This is a genomic window from Nonomuraea sp. NPDC049625 (assembly GCF_040675285.1).
Classification (GTDB): domain Bacteria; phylum Actinomycetota; class Actinomycetes; order Streptosporangiales; family Streptosporangiaceae; genus Nonomuraea; species Nonomuraea angiospora_A.
Window position 1 is genome coordinate 44,698 of the sequence record NZ_JBFAOQ010000023.1, and the last position, 13,916, is coordinate 58,613.

The following is a 13,916-nucleotide window of genomic DNA, read 5'->3' on the forward strand; positions in this document are numbered from 1 at the left end:
CGTCACGTCCTGCGCCTCTCGTGGGCGGCGGCCAGGTGGAGGTAGGCGCTGGCCGTCCAGGTGTAGGCGCGATCGCGCAGTCCCTCGCCGGTGCGGGCGTCGAAGTTCTCGGCGAACCCCGACGCCTCGCACAGCGCGCGGAAGCGGGCGCTGATCTCGTCGGCCAGGTCCGGGTAACCGGCGCGGCGCAGCCCGTCCTCGATCAGTACGGTCGAGGGCGCCCAGATGGGGCCGCGCCAGTAGCCGTCGTCCAGGTAGTGCGGCGAGCCGGGCAGCTCGGTGGCGGGCCCGAACGCGGTCAGGTGCCGCTCGATCCGGGCGGCCAGCGCCGCCCGGACGGGGTGCGGCAGCTCCTCCCCCAGCACGATCGGCATGAGGTCGAGCAGGCTGGAGCTGGACCAGGTACGCCCCGAGAGCGCGCCCCGGGCGACGAACTTCTCGCCGTCCCACAGCTCGGCCAGGAGCGCGTCGCGCATCCGGTCGGCCTGCGTACTCCACCGGGCGGACGTGCCCGGATCGGGGGCCAGGCGGGCCAGCTCGCGCAGCTGCAGCACGAGGAACGCGGCCAGGTCGGCGGTCTCGACGACGCGCTCGGGGTCGAAGGTGGTGGCGTTGTCCCAGCCGCTGTCGTTGCCGTGCTGGTAGTGCGGCAGCGTCCGGCCCGGGGCGCGCCGGGCGTCGAGCCAGAACGTGGTCCAGCGTTCCAGCAGCCGGTAGGTCTCGGCCGGGTCGGGCGGTGGAGGGAGGTGGCGCAGGGCCCAGCCGTGGATGGGGGGCTTGACGAAGTTGTAGAGGATCTCGGAGTGGGTGACGGAGTCGGGCAGCGCGCCGGCGGCGTCCTGGTGGTCGAAGGGCAGGTGGTACTGGTCCCAGGCCAGGCCGGGCAACCCTTCGCCGAGGGCGATGGCGTTGAAGCAGTGGTCCCAGCTCCAGACCTTGTCCATCCAGTGCTTGGACATGAGCACGGCGGGCCGGGTGACGAACCCGGCGGGGCGTACGGTGGCCGACCACAGCACGTAGGCGGCCAGTTCGGCGGCGGGCGTGCGATCGCCGCGCCAGGGCGCGACCGCCGCGGCGAACGCGTCGAACTCGGCCCGCGCGGCCTTCACCACCTGCTCGAAGGCGTGGCCGCTCAGGTAGGGGGCGCGGGCGGTCTCGTACTCCTCGATGGCGATCTCCCATTCGCCGCCGAGGACGAGACCGCGTTCGGCGCTGCCCAGCGTCTGCGCGCCGAGGTGCTCGGCCTGCCCGGCGAGGAGGGTGATCCGGTAGCGGCGGCCGGTCTGGTAGACGGTGAAGACGTACGATCCGTCGACGGGGTCCCGGTAGAAGTACGGGCCGCTGAACGGCGTCAGGACCGGGTCGGCGGCCAGCAGGCGGAGCCCGAGGCCGCGGCCGCGCACGCGTACGGTGTCGGCGCTCTCGTAGGCGAGGTCGATCCGGCCGCCGCCACCGCTCCAGGTGAGCTGGTGCGGGGTGGCGGTGACGGCGGTCTCGGCGGTGGGGATCAGCCGCAGGATCGCGTGCATGCCGGTCTGGTGCGAGACCAGGTGCACGTCCTCGGCGTAGGTCTTCTCCGCCACCACGGGCGAGAAGCCGAACCAGGATCCGCGGTAGCTGAACGGGATTTCCCGCAGGGAGAACACCGGGCCTGAAGCGGCGACGGTCATGAAGCGAGGGTCCCTTCTCAATCTTTGACGGCGCCCGCGGTGACGCCGGCGGCGACGTAGCGCTGGGCGACGACGAGCAGGATCGTGGCCGGAACGGAGGCGATCACGGCGGTTGCCATGATGGCGTTCCACTCCTGGTTGTTGTTGCCGATGTAGTGGTAGATGCCGAGGGTGATGGGCTGGTGGTCGCCGCCCTGGTCGAGGGTGGAGGCGAAGATGAAGTCCGACCACGCCCACAGGAAGGCGAACAGCGACACCGTGATGAGCGAGTTGCGGCTGACGGGCAGCACGATCGAGACGAACGTACGCACCACCCCGGCGCCGTCGGTGCGGGCGGCCTGCAGCAGCTCCTCGGGGATGCCGGACATGAACGTGGTGAGGATCAGCACCGCGAACGGCACGGCGAGGGTGGAGTCTGCCACGATCAGCCCGGGAACGGTGTTGAGCACGCCGGTGGACAGGAAGACGGCGTAGAAGCCCATCGCCATGATGATCCCGGGGATCATCTGCGCGACGAGCAGCACGAAGCTCAGCGCTCCGCCGCCGCGCGGGCGCAGCTTGGCCAGCGAGTACGCCGCCGGCGCCGCGAGCAGCAGGGTCAGCGCCACCGTCCCCAGCCCGACGACCAGGCTCACCCCCAGATAGGGCAGCTGCTGGTCCAGCACCGTCCGGTAGCCGTCCAGGGTGCCGTCGACCGGGAACCAGTTCGGCGGGCTCTTGCGCATGTCCTGGTCACGGGTGAACGACACGTTGATCATCCAGTAGACCGGGAACAGCATCACGGCGGTCAGCACCAGCCCGATCGCGGTCTTGAGGCGCCTCATGCCAGGGCCTGCCTGCGCTGCGCGCGGATGTAGACCAGCCCGAAGACCAGCGCCGTCAGGATGAGCAGGTTGCCCACGGCGGCGCCGGGTCCGAAGGCGGGCACCAGGTTGCCGAACCCGAGCCGGTAGGACCAGGTCGCGAACGTGGTCGAGGCCCCGCTCGGCCCGCCCTTGGTCATGATCCAGATGATGTCGAACACCTTCAGCGTGTAGACCAGGCCGAGCAGCAGCGTGATCGCCGACACCGGCCGCAGCAGCGGGAACGTCACCTTCCAGAACCGCTGCCACCCGCCCGCCCCGTCCAGCGCGGCGGCCTCGTAGATGGCCGGCGGGATCGCCTGCAGCCCGGAGTAGAGGACGACGAGGTTGAACGGGATGCCGATCCAGATGTTGGCGATGATGACCGACCAGAGCGACCAGTCCGGCGAGGTCAGCCAGTTGACCGGCCCGATCCCGAACCAGTCCAGGACGGCGTTGACCACGCCGGAGTCGCTGTTGAGCATCCACGACCACGTCGAGGCCGACACGATCAGCGGCAGCAGCCACGGCACCAGGAACAGCCCCCTGAGCGTGGCGGACAGCCGGAAGTTCTTCAGGAAGAACAGCGCCAGCGCGAGCCCGATGACGAACTGGAAGGCCAGCGAGACCAGCGTGAACACCACCGTGTGCCACAGCGCGGGCCCGAAGGTCGCGTCCGCGAAGACCTTGGCGTAGTTGGCGAACCCGGCGAACGGGGCGTCGCCCTGCACGAACGAGCGCACCGTGTAATTACGTAGGCTCAGCTCGGCGTTGCGGTAGAGCGGATAGGCGTAGAAGGCCAGCAGGTAGAGCACGACCGGGGCGAGGAAGGCCCAGGCCGCCCACTGGCCCGACCGCGCGCGTGCCGCCCGGTGACCGTGGGCCGTCGTCCGGGCGGAACGCACGGGTTCCTGTATGACTCGGCTCATGCCGGCTACTGGGTCGCGCTCGCCGCGGCCGCCTGGGCCGCCGTCATCGCCTCCTGCGGGGACTTGGACCCGCTCAGCGCCGCCTGCACCGCGCCCCACATCGGCTCCGAAATCTTCGGGTACTTGGTGCCCAGGTCGTCGCTGGTGCGGCCCTTGGCCGCCTTGACCGCGTCCACCCACACCTTCAGCTCGGGGTCGGCCGCCACCTGCTTGGCCTGCACCGCGTCGGTGGGCGCGACGTAGGACAGGGTGGTGGTCGTGGCGAGCGAGTTGTCGGTGCTGGTCAGGCAGGTCACGAGCTTCTGCGAGGTGGCGTAGCGGCCGGTGTCGGACTGGACCGGGACGCTGACGAACTCGCCGCCGGTGGGCGCGGGCGCGGTGCCGCCTGCCTTGCCGGGGACCGGGATGATGCCGTACTCGAAACCGGTCTTCTTGGCGTTGGCGAGCTGCCAGGTGCCGTTCTCGGCGAAGGCGAAGTCGCCGGTGGCGAACTCCTGCCAGCTCGTCGTCTGGGTGTTGTTGATGACCGAGTTGGGGGCGTACCCCTTCTTCAGCCAGTCGCTCCACAGCGCCACGGCCGAGACGCCCTCGGGCGAGTCGAGCTTGGTGAGAGCGGCGCCGGAGCCCCAGAACCAGGGCAGGAACTGGAAGCTGCCCTCCTCGGTGCCGATCGCCGAGAAGGTGATGCCCTTCTTCCCGGCCGCCTTCACCTTCTCCAGCGCCGCCGTCAGCGAGGGCCAGTCCTTCACCGCGGCGACGTCCACCCCGGCCTTCTTCAGGACGTCCTTGTTGTAGTACAGGGCCAGGGTGTTGGCGCCGATCGGGACACCGTAGGTCTTGCCGCCGCTCTGACCTGCGGCCAGCAGGTTCGGCGCGATCGCGGAGACGTCGAGCTTGTTCTGCTCGGTGGTCGTCAGGACGCCGGCCTCGGCCAGCGTCGAGACCACCGGGTTGTCCACGATCAGCACGTCCGGCGCGTTGCCCTGCTGGGCCGCCAGCAGCGCCTTGTTCGTCAGGTCGCTGGTGTCGTAGCCGGTGCGCTCGACCTTGACCCCGGCGTCGGTGCCGCACTTGTCCAGCAGCTTCACCCACTCCGAGCTCTTGTCGTACTGCGGGTACGGGTCCCAGATCGTGTACGTCCCGCCCCCGGTGGCCTGACCGGCGGTCGCCGGGCCGCCGTCGGACGATGACGAGCAGGCGACCAGCCCGCCCACGGCGGCCAGGACCGCCAGACTCGCGCCGGCCGCACGCCGGCTCCTTGCCGCTGATCTCATTGAGCTGACCTCCGCTGACACGCGTGACGAGGTTGTTTCGGGATGAAGTCGAATCGATTCGCCGAATCGGTTCGACCGAAGATAGGCCCGCTCCGCCGTAGGCGTCAATGGGCGGAGAGGTCGCGACGGAGTGCACGTCATGAACCGGTTCGACCTACGATGGTCGCCGACCGGCGGAATCGGACGAGGAGCACGGGTGAACATCGGAGAGATCGCCAAGCGGGCGGGCGTGTCGCGCAGCACCGTCTCGTACGCGCTCACCGGCAAGCGCCCGGTGTCGGAGGAGACCAAGCGCCGCATCCTGACGGTCATCGACGAGCTGGGCTACCGGCCCAACGCCTCGGCCAGGGCGCTGAAGGAGGGCCGCACCCGCACGATCGGCCTGGTCATCCCGCCGGCCAGCCAGCGGCTGACCGACATGCAGCTCGGCTTCGTGGCCAGCGTGGTCGACGCCGCCGCCCGCGCCGACCTGGACGTCCTGCTGTCGCCTTCCGGCGGCGAGCACGACCGCTCCTTCGAGCGCGTCGTCACCGGCCGGCGCGTGGACGGCGTCATCCTCATGGAGATCCGGCTGGAGGACGACCGGGTCGCCCGGCTGCAGGAGCTCGGCCTGCCGTTCGTCGGCATCGGCCGCACCCGGCACCCGGAGGACATGTCCTGGGTGGACATCGACTACGAGACGCTGATCGCCAAGTGCGTCCACCACCTGGCCGACCTCGGCCACCGGCAGCTTGCGCTGGTCAACCGCAACGCCGAGCTGGTCGCGGCCGGCTACGGCCCCGGCCACCGGGCGCAGGCCGGCTTCGACCGCGCCATCGCCGAACGCGGCCTGCGCGGCGTGCGGGTCTGCTGCGCCGACGACGCCCAGGCCGGGCAGGCCTGCCTGCAGCAGCTCCTCGCCGAGCACCCGGGGCTGACCGCCGTCGCCACCATCAACGAGGCGGCGGTGTCCGGCATGTACCGGGGGCTGGCCGAAGCTGGCCTGAGCGTGCCCGGCGACTTCTCCATCGCCGGTGTCGCGGCCCAGCACTGGGCCGAGAACCTGCACCCGCCGCTCACCGCCGCCGACGTCCCGGCCGACGAGATGGGGGCCCGCGCCGTCGAGCTGCTCATCCAGCGCGTCGCCGACCCCGGCACCCCGCAGCGCCACCTGCTGGTGGCCCCGCCCATCTCGCTGCGCGGCACCACCGGCCCCGCCCGCCCGCGCGGCTGATCGGTCCAGAGCCGCCGTCCGCGTGACGGCGGCGTGCCATCCACGTTTCCGGCTCTTGACCGCCGTGCCGGGAGACGCTTATGGTCCAGTCGAATCGATTCGACCCCCTCCCCGAACGGGAAAGACGCATGGCTCAACCCTCATCCCGGCAGGGGAAGCGCCTCGAAGACGTGGTCCTGCCACAGGCGGCGCGAGGTCTCCTCGGGGTACGCGGCGACCGACGGAACCGTGTCGAAGATCCGGGTCAGGCGCTGTTCGGAGTCGTACGCGGGCCAGCCCGGGTCGCCCGAGGTCACGAAGGACGTCCAGGCCGTGCGGATCTGCGCCGTCAGCTCGCGGGCCTCGGCGGTGTGCTCGGGGCCGATGGCCGCCGGGCCCAGGTGGGCGTCGTAGGTGCCGAACAGCAGCGGGCCGTCCAGGCCGTGGCAGGCGCGCATCACCCCGCCGTTGCCCGGGGACTGCCAGGCCAGCTCGTACAGGTGGGCCCTGCCGCCCCCGGCCGCCTGCGCCTCGGCCAGGCGCAGCGTCGGCATGCGGAACAGCCAGTCGGTCTGCACGAGTTCGTGGAGCTCCTCGGCGGACGCGCCGGGGAACGCCGTGCGGTAGGCGCGCTCGCCGTCCTCGCCGGGGCCGAAGCGGCGCAGCGTCTCCCCCGCCTGCTCCTCGGTGATCTTGCCGAGCTGTCCGGAGAAGAGGAGGAACGTGCGGAACTCGTCGCGGGTGTGGCCGATGATCAGCTCCACGTCCCGTCCCGCGCCGCCCGCCAGCGCCTGCCAGGGGGCGGCCGGCAGCACCTCGCCGTCGACCACGGGCGAGAAGGCGGTGAGCGTGTGCGCGAACGAGCCCCAGCGGTCCTCGTACTGCCGCATCTTCGACTCCAGGGCATGCCCCATCGCCGGCAGCTCCCGCGGATCCACGCCCGACAGGTCCCCGGCCGTCGGGCGCAGGCCCGCCTCGGCGGCGATCGCCGCCGCGACATCCCGGGCCAGGGCGTCGGAGAAGAACGTGCCCGGCAGGCTCTGCCCGACGGCGCGCCGGAACAGGCCGGCCGCGCTCGGCATGACCATCAGCGCGGCGATGGACCCGGCGCCGGCCGAATCACCGAGGACGGTCACCTGGCCGGGGTCGCCGCCGAACGCCGTGATGTTCTCCCGCACCCACTCCAGGGCGGCGACCTGGTCGAGCAGGGCCCGGTTGGCGGGCGCGCCGTCGATATGGGCGAAGCCCTCGACGCCGAGGCGGTAGTTCAGCGACACGAAGACCACGTCGCCGTCGCGGGCGATGTGCCGGGCGTCGTAGCCGGGGCTGCCGGAGAAGCCGTGCTTGTAGGCGCCGCCGTGGATCCACACCATCACCGGGCGGCGGGCCGCCGGGTCTGGGTCGGGCGTCCAGACGTTGACCGTCAGCCAGTCGTCGCCCGTACCCTTGAAGAGGTCACCGCCGCCGCGGCCGGCAATGCTCGCGTCCTGCGGGGCCGGCGGGCCGAAGGTGAACGCCTCCCGTACGCCGTCCCAGCCGCGCACGCGCCGCGGCGCCTGGAAGCGGGCCGCGCCGATCGGGGGCTCGGCGTACGGGATGCCGCGGAAGACGGCCAGCCCGTCCTCCGTGCGGCCGCGCACCACGCCGGCGGTGGTACGGACCTCGGGCTCCTCGGCTGCGGACATGGCGGCTCCTTTGCCTAAATCGACTGATTTAACTGTTGTCCATTTTTTAACACATGTCTAGAGTTGCGGGGGTGCAGGATCGACAAGACCGCCGGGTGCGCCGCTCCCGTGCCGCCCTCATGGCCGCCGCCGTACGCCTGGTCTCCGAGCGCGGCACCACGGCCCTTCCCGTCGGCGAGCTCTCCGACGCCGCGGACGTCAGCCGGCAACTGGTGTACCTGCAGTTCGGGGACCGTGACGCGCTCCTCGTGGCGGCCGCGACCGACCTGGTCGAACGGGAGCTCCTCCCCGAGGCCGGGGACGAGGGCGCGCCGCCTCGCGCGCGCATGCTGGCGATGGCCCGGCACTTCGCCCGGCACCGGCCCTTCTACCGCGCGATGCTCACCGGATCCTGCGCGTTCCCGATGACCCGGGACCTGAACAGGCTGTTCGGCTCGCTCATCACCGTGACGGGCCTGCGCGAGGTGTTCGGCGACCTCGACGACGCCACGGCGCAGGACCTGGCCGCGCTGATCGCGGGCGGGACCGGCACGATCGTCAACGACTGGCTGATCGACGCCGACGACCCCCTCGACCCCGGCGAACTGGCCGATCGCCTGCTGCGCCTCTCGACCACCCTCGCCCGCACCCCCGGAGGTCGCCCGCGATGAACCTGAACAGCCATCTCGTCCAGCGCCTGCTGCGCCTGCCCCCGCCCCTCACCAGGGACCTGACGATCGAGCGCGACCTGCGCGTGCCGATGCGCGACGGAGCCGTCCTGCTGGCCGACCGCTGGGCGCCCAAGTCTGGCGGCGACGGCCTGCCGACCGCGCTCATCCGCGCCCCCTACGGCCGGGCCGGCCTGACCGCCGGCCCGATGGCCCGCCCGCTGGCCGAACGGGGCTTCCAGGTGCTGATCCAGAGCACCCGCGGGACCTTCGGCTCCGAGGGCGCCTTCGACCCGCTGCGCCGCGAGCGCGAGGACGGCCTCGACACCCTCGACTGGGTGATCCGGCAGCCGTGGTTCGGCGAGTCGATGATCCTTTACGGCTCCAGCTACCTCGGCTTCGTCCAGTGGGCGGTCGCCGACGCCCTACCGCCCCAGGTCAAGGCCATGATCCCCGGGGTCTCCGAATCGGCGCTCACCCTGGACTTCCTGCGCGGGGACGCCTTCTCCCTGGAGACCCCGTTCGTCTGGGGCGTCCAGGTTGCCGGCCAGGAACGCCCGCTCGCCATGCCGCGCCAGCTGCTCCGGGCGAAGAAGGTCCGGCGTGCCCTGCGCACGCTGCCGCTGGCCCAGGCCGACACCGCCGCCCTGGGCCACCACGACGACTACATCCAGAACATCCTCGCCCACGACGCCGGCAGCCCGTTCTGGCAGGGCCTGGACCACCGGCACCGGGTCCCGGACATCCAGGTGCCGGTGAGCAGCGTCGGCGGCTGGTACGACATCTTCCTGCCCGGCCAGCTCCGCGACCACCGGGCCATGCAGGACGCCGGGCACCCCCTCGCCCGCCTCACCGTCGGCCCCTGGGCCCACATCTCCATGGGTGTCGGGCAGACGGCCGCCGCCGAGGCCCTCGACTTCGGCCTGGCGCTGGCCCGGGGCGAGGAGCCGGCCGAGCGCGCCCCGGTACGCCTGTTCGTCATGGGCGAGGAGAAGTGGCGCGACTTCCCGTCCTGGCCGCCGCCGGGATACGAGCCCCGGCGCTTCCATCTCCAGCCCGGCGGCGCCCTGTCCACCGAGGCTCCCGCCGGCTCGTCCCCCGACGGCTACCGCTACGACCCGGCCGACCCCACCCCGGCCCTCGGCGGCGTCCGCATGGCCTTCGGTGAGCAGGCCGGCCGCGTCGACAACGCCGCCCTGGAGGCCCGGCCCGACGTCCTCACGTACACGACGTCCGTACTGGAGGAGGACGCCGAGGTCGTCGGCGAGGTGAGCGCCGAGATCTTCTTCCGCTCCAGCCTGCCCCACGCCGACGTCTTCGTCCGGCTGTGCGACGTCGACGCCGACGGCCGCTCCACCAACGTCTGCGACGGCCTGATCAGCCTCACCGGCGCCGACGAGATCACCCCCGCCACGGTGACCCTGTGGCCGACCGCGTACCGCTTCAGGCGCGGCCACCGCATCCGCGTCCAGGTCTCCAGCGGCGCCTTTCCCCGCTACAACCGCAACCCCGGCACCGGCGAGCCCCGGGCCACCGCCACCACCCTCCGCACCGCCGACCAGCAGGTCTTCCACGACCCGCAACACCCGTCGGCGGTGCTCCTCCCCGTGCGCCGAACGCGCCGTCAGGCGAGTTCGTACGTCCAGCCGGAGGCGAGGGAGGAGGAGACCCGCACCTCGCCACCGGAGCGGGTGACGGTGAACCGGGCGGGCTCGCCGGAGGCGTGATCGGTGACGGTGAGGGTGGTCTCCCCGTCCGGCCCCGGGTAGACGCGCAGGGTCAGGCCGTCGAGATAGTCGTAGTCCGGCCGGTCGTCCCTGGCGCCGACGGGCAGGACGGCGCCTTCGCGCACGTAGATCGGCATCGAGGTGAAGCCGTGCCGCTCGGTGCGCCAGCGCCCGCCCTCGACGCGCTCCCCCGTCAGGTAGTTCGTCCACGTGCCGTCGGGCAGGTAGAGCTCCACCGTCCCGTCGGGGGTGAAGACGGGCGCGACGAGCAGGTCCGGGCCGAGCATGTACTGGGTGTCGAGGTGGGCGGCGTTGCGGTCGCCGGGGAACTCCATCGCCATGGGCCGCATCACGGGTGTCCCGCTCTCGTGCGCCTGGACGCCCGCCTGGAACAGGTACGGCATCAGGCGCAGCTTGAGCTTCGTGAACAGCCGGGTCACCTCCACGGCCTCCTCGTCGAAGGCCCACGGAACGCGGTAGGAGGTGGAGCCGTGCAGCCGCGAATGGGAGGACATGAGCCCGAAGGCGACCCAGCGCTTGAACACGCCGGGGTCGGGAGTGCCCTCGAAGCCGCCGATGTCGTGGCTCCAGAAGGAGAACCCGGAGAACGCGAGCGACAGGCCGCCGCGCAGGCTCTCCGCCATGGACCCGTACGTCGATCCCGAGTCGCCGCCCCAGTGCACCGGCAGCCGCTGGCCGCCCGCGGTCGCCGACCGCGCGAACAGCACCGCCTCACCCCGGCCCCGGCGCTCTTCGAGCACCTCGAACACCGCCGTGTTGTAGAGGTGCGTGTAGAGGTTGTGCATGCGTTCGGGGGTGGAGCCGTCGAAGTAGGCGACGTCGAGCGGGATGCGCTCCCCGAAGTCGGTCTTGAACGCGTCGACCCCCTGGTCCTGCAGCGCGCGCAGCTTCGACTGGAACCAGCGGGTCGCGTCGGGGTCGGTGAAGTCGACGAGTCCCATGCCGGCCTGCCACAGGTCCCACTGCAAGACCGACCCGTCCGGGCGCTTCAGGAGGAAGCCCCGCTCAGCGGCCTCGGCGAACAGCGGTGAGCGCTGGGCGATGTACGGATTGATCCACACGCAGACGCGCAGGTCCTTGGCGTGCAGGCGGGCCAGCATGCCCTCGGGGTCGGGGAAGACCCGCGGGTCCCACTGGAAGTCGCACCAGTTGAACTCGCGCATCCAGAAGCAGTCGAAGTGGAAGACCGACAGCGGCAGGTCGCGCTCGGCCATGCCGTCGATGAACGAGGTCACCGTCTGCTCGTCGTAGTCGGTGGTGAACGAGGTCGACAGCCACAGGCCGTAGGACCAGGCGGGCAGGCGCGCGGGGCGGCCGGTGAGCGCGGTGTAGCGTTCCAGGATCTGCTTGGGGGTGGGCCCGTAGATCACGAAGTATTCGAGGCTCTCCCCCGCGACCGAGAACTGCACGCGTTGCACCGTCTCCGACCCGATCTCGTACGAGACGTGCCCCGGGTGGTTCACGAAGACGCCGTATCCGCGGTTGGTGAGGTAGAACGGCACGTTCTTGTAGGCCTGCTCCGAGGAGGTCCCGCCGTCGGCGTTCCAGATCTCCACCGTCTGGCCGTTCTTGACCAGCGGCCCGAAGCGCTCCCCCAGCCCGTAGACCACCTCGCCCACGTCCAGCGCGAGCTGCTGGGCGAGGTGGACGGAGGCGCGGGCGCCGCCGACCGGCGCCGGATCGACCTGCGCGTCCCCGGCGAGCCGGAAGTAGCCGATGGACTTGTGACCGCTGGAGGTCAGCGGGCGCCCGTCCGCGTGGAACGACAGGTTCCAGGGGGCTCCGGGTGCCATGGTCGCGCTCAGCGTGCCGCTGGTGAGGGTCGTCGATTCGTCCGTTTTGACGATTCCGTGGCCGTCCTCCGCGCCGACGAGGTCAAAGCCGCGGCCGTCGCTCGTGTGGTGGTCGATGCGGACGCGGATGACGTTCGCCAGCGGTGACGACAGCCTCAGCGAGAGGACCGGCCGGTTGAGGGTGTCGCCGCGGCGGTGGATGACGGTGGTGGGCGCGGTCACGGTGAACGCGCCCTCCTCGGTGGCGATGTCGTACGCCTCGGCCGCGTACAGCGCGGTGACGCCGGGGCGCAGCTGCCAGAGCCCGTCGGTGAACTTCATCGGTGGGTCATCCCTTCAGTCCGCCGGCCAGCAGGTCCGCGCGCCAGAACCGCTGCAGCACCAGAACGAGGGCGATCAGCGGGATGACGGAGACGGCCGAGCCCATGATGACCAGCGAGTACAGGTCCCCATCGCCCGCGCCCTTGCCCAGGAACGTGTACAGGCCCAGGGTGATCGGATATTTGTCCTGGTCGGAGAGCATGATGAAGGGCAGCAGGAAGTTGTTCCAGATGCCGACGAACTGCAGCAGGAACACCGTGACCAGCCCCTGCACCATCATGGGCAACACGATGGTGCCGAAGATCCGGGTCTCCCCGGCGCCGTCCAGGCGCGCCGCCTCCAGCGTGCTCTCCGGCACTGAGGCGGCGGCGAAGACCCGGCACAGGAAGATGCCGAACGGGTTGATGATGACCGGCAGCAGCACCGACCAGTGGGTCCCGGCCAGGCCGACGGCGGACATCAGCAGATACTGCGGGACGGCCAGCACGATGCCGGGCACGAGCACGCCGGCGAGGATCACGGAGAACAGGACCTCGCGCCCGCGGAAGCGGAACTTGGCCAGGGCGTAGCCGGCCATGGCCGACACCAGCGTCGACAGCATCGCGCCGACGCCGGCGTAGAGCAGCGAGTTGAGCCCCCACTTCCAGAACTGGCCGCCGCCGTAGGCGCTGAGGTTGGCCAGGTTCTCGAGGAGGCCGGTGCCGGGGGCGAAGGAGAAGGTGGTGAACAGCTCGCGCGACGTCTTGGAGGCGGCGATGACCACCCAGGCCACCGGGGTCAGGCAGTACAGCGCGCCGAGCAGCAGCACGATCAGCGGGAGGCGGGGCCGCCGCGCCGCCGCCGGGCGGCGGCGGTGGAACTGGCGCTCACCGGTGCGGGATACGGCGGTCATGCGTTGTCTCCGAAGGTCCGGCGCTGGAAGAACCGCAGCAGCAGCAGCGAGATGACCAGGATGCCCACCGCCAGCACCACGGAGGCGGCCGCGGCCCCGCCGAGGTTGTCGTTCGTGAACGCCTCCTGGTAGATCTTCATCAGCGGCACCCAGGTGAAGCTGATCGTGGTCGTCATCGGCCGTAGCGTGGCCGGCTCGCTGTAGAGCTGCAGGGTGCCGATCACGGAGAACAGGCCGGTGAGCACGAGCGCGGGGGCGACCAGCGGGATCTTGATGCGCCAGGCGATCTGCCACTCACTCGCCCCGTCGATGCGGGCCGCCTCGTAGACGGAGGTGGGGATGGCGCGCAGCGACGTGAAGATGATGATCATGTTGAAGCCGACGCCGGACCACAGCGCGATGTTGGCCAGCGAGAAGTACAGGGCGGGGAAGCCGAAGAAGTCCAGCGGCCCGGCATTCAGCTGCCTGGCGAGGTAGGTGATGGGGCTGGTGCTGGGCAGGTACAGGAAGCCCCACAGGAGGCTGGCGATCACGCCGGGCACCGCGTACGGCAGGAAGATCGCGGTACGGGTGAAGCCGCGCGCCCGCACCCTGGGGGTGTCGAGCAGCAGCGCGAACAGCAGGGCCAGGCCCAGCACGCTGGGGATGGCGATGACGCCGTAGAGCAGGACGCGGCCGAGCCCGGCGACGTACTCGGGGTCGGAGAGCGCGGCGGCGTAGTTGTCGAACCCGATGAAGGCTTCCACCCGCCGCCCGAACGCGCCCCCGCCTTCGATGCGGAAGCCGCGGAAGCTCAGGTAGACGGCGTAACCGATCGGGACGATCAGGAACAGGGTGAACAAGACGATCGCGGGCGTGGCGAACAGCCACGGGGTGGCGACGGCGCGGACGCGCAGGCGTCGCCCGGCGGAGCTGGCGGTCAT

The 13,916-nt window shown here is 71.2% G+C and carries 11 protein-coding genes; 3 read left to right on the top strand and 8 right to left on the bottom strand.

Features of this window, described 5'->3' with window-relative positions; all coding sequences use genetic code 11:
- Window positions 1–2: 2 nt before the first annotated feature.
- From AB0J87_RS55970 to AB0J87_RS55985, 4 genes are read right to left on the bottom strand one after another with little or no spacing between them, the layout of a single operon-like run.
- On the bottom strand, window positions 3–1,670 hold the full coding sequence (locus AB0J87_RS55970) for a hypothetical protein (RefSeq protein ID WP_363982570.1): 1,668 nt from the start codon (window positions 1,668–1,670) through the stop codon (window positions 3–5).
- A gap of 17 nt (window positions 1,671–1,687) precedes the next feature.
- Window positions 1,688–2,494, bottom strand: a complete 807-nt coding sequence (locus AB0J87_RS55975) for a carbohydrate ABC transporter permease (RefSeq protein ID WP_355208673.1) — start codon at window positions 2,492–2,494, stop codon at window positions 1,688–1,690.
- Window positions 2,491–3,417: a sugar ABC transporter permease gene (locus tag AB0J87_RS55980; RefSeq protein ID WP_355208670.1), complete on the bottom strand. Its 927-nt coding sequence runs from the start codon at window positions 3,415–3,417 to the stop codon at window positions 2,491–2,493. Before AB0J87_RS55980 ends, AB0J87_RS55975 begins: the two co-directional genes overlap by 4 nt.
- Window positions 3,418–3,446: 29 nt before the next feature.
- Entirely contained in the window at window positions 3,447–4,715 is a 1,269-nt protein-coding gene (locus AB0J87_RS55985) for a sugar ABC transporter substrate-binding protein (protein ID WP_363982575.1), read from the bottom strand.
- 196 nt (window positions 4,716–4,911) lie between these two features.
- Here AB0J87_RS55985 and AB0J87_RS55990 point away from each other — a divergent pair, with 196 nt between their 5' ends.
- Window positions 4,912–5,928 carry a LacI family DNA-binding transcriptional regulator gene (locus AB0J87_RS55990; RefSeq protein ID WP_363982578.1) on the top strand — a complete coding sequence of 339 codons (1,017 nt, stop codon included), beginning with the start codon at window positions 4,912–4,914 and terminating at the stop codon, window positions 5,926–5,928.
- Window positions 5,929–6,068: 140 nt separating this feature from the next.
- On the opposite strand, the gene AB0J87_RS55995 is transcribed toward AB0J87_RS55990, so the two are convergent.
- Window positions 6,069–7,592 carry a carboxylesterase family protein gene (locus tag AB0J87_RS55995; RefSeq protein WP_363982581.1) on the bottom strand — a complete coding sequence of 508 codons (1,524 nt, stop codon included), beginning with the start codon at window positions 7,590–7,592 and terminating at the stop codon, window positions 6,069–6,071.
- A 71-nt stretch (window positions 7,593–7,663) separates the two neighbouring features.
- Between AB0J87_RS55995 and AB0J87_RS56000 the strand changes: the two genes are divergently transcribed.
- Together AB0J87_RS56000 and AB0J87_RS56005 are read left to right on the top strand one after the other, a co-directional pair.
- A complete protein-coding gene (locus tag AB0J87_RS56000; RefSeq protein ID WP_363982583.1) occupies window positions 7,664–8,242 on the top strand; it encodes a helix-turn-helix domain-containing protein in 579 nt (192 codons plus the stop codon).
- A complete protein-coding gene (locus AB0J87_RS56005; protein ID WP_363982586.1) occupies window positions 8,239–9,966 on the top strand; it encodes a CocE/NonD family hydrolase in 1,728 nt (575 codons plus the stop codon). The genes AB0J87_RS56000 and AB0J87_RS56005 overlap by 4 nt, the downstream gene beginning before the upstream one ends.
- On the opposite strand, the gene yicI is transcribed toward AB0J87_RS56005, so the two are convergent.
- From yicI to AB0J87_RS56020, 3 genes are read right to left on the bottom strand one after another with little or no spacing between them, the layout of a single operon-like run.
- Window positions 9,864–12,101 (bottom strand): alpha-xylosidase, encoded by a 2,238-nt coding sequence (gene yicI / locus AB0J87_RS56010; RefSeq protein WP_363982589.1) that lies wholly within the window; start codon window positions 12,099–12,101, stop codon window positions 9,864–9,866. The two genes, AB0J87_RS56005 and yicI, sit on opposite strands and share 103 nt — an antisense overlap.
- 7 nt (window positions 12,102–12,108) lie before the next feature.
- A complete protein-coding gene (locus AB0J87_RS56015; protein WP_363982591.1) occupies window positions 12,109–12,993 on the bottom strand; it encodes a carbohydrate ABC transporter permease in 885 nt (294 codons plus the stop codon).
- On the bottom strand, window positions 12,990–13,916 hold the full coding sequence (locus AB0J87_RS56020; protein WP_355208643.1) for a sugar ABC transporter permease: 927 nt from the start codon (window positions 13,914–13,916) through the stop codon (window positions 12,990–12,992). Before AB0J87_RS56020 ends, AB0J87_RS56015 begins: the two co-directional genes overlap by 4 nt.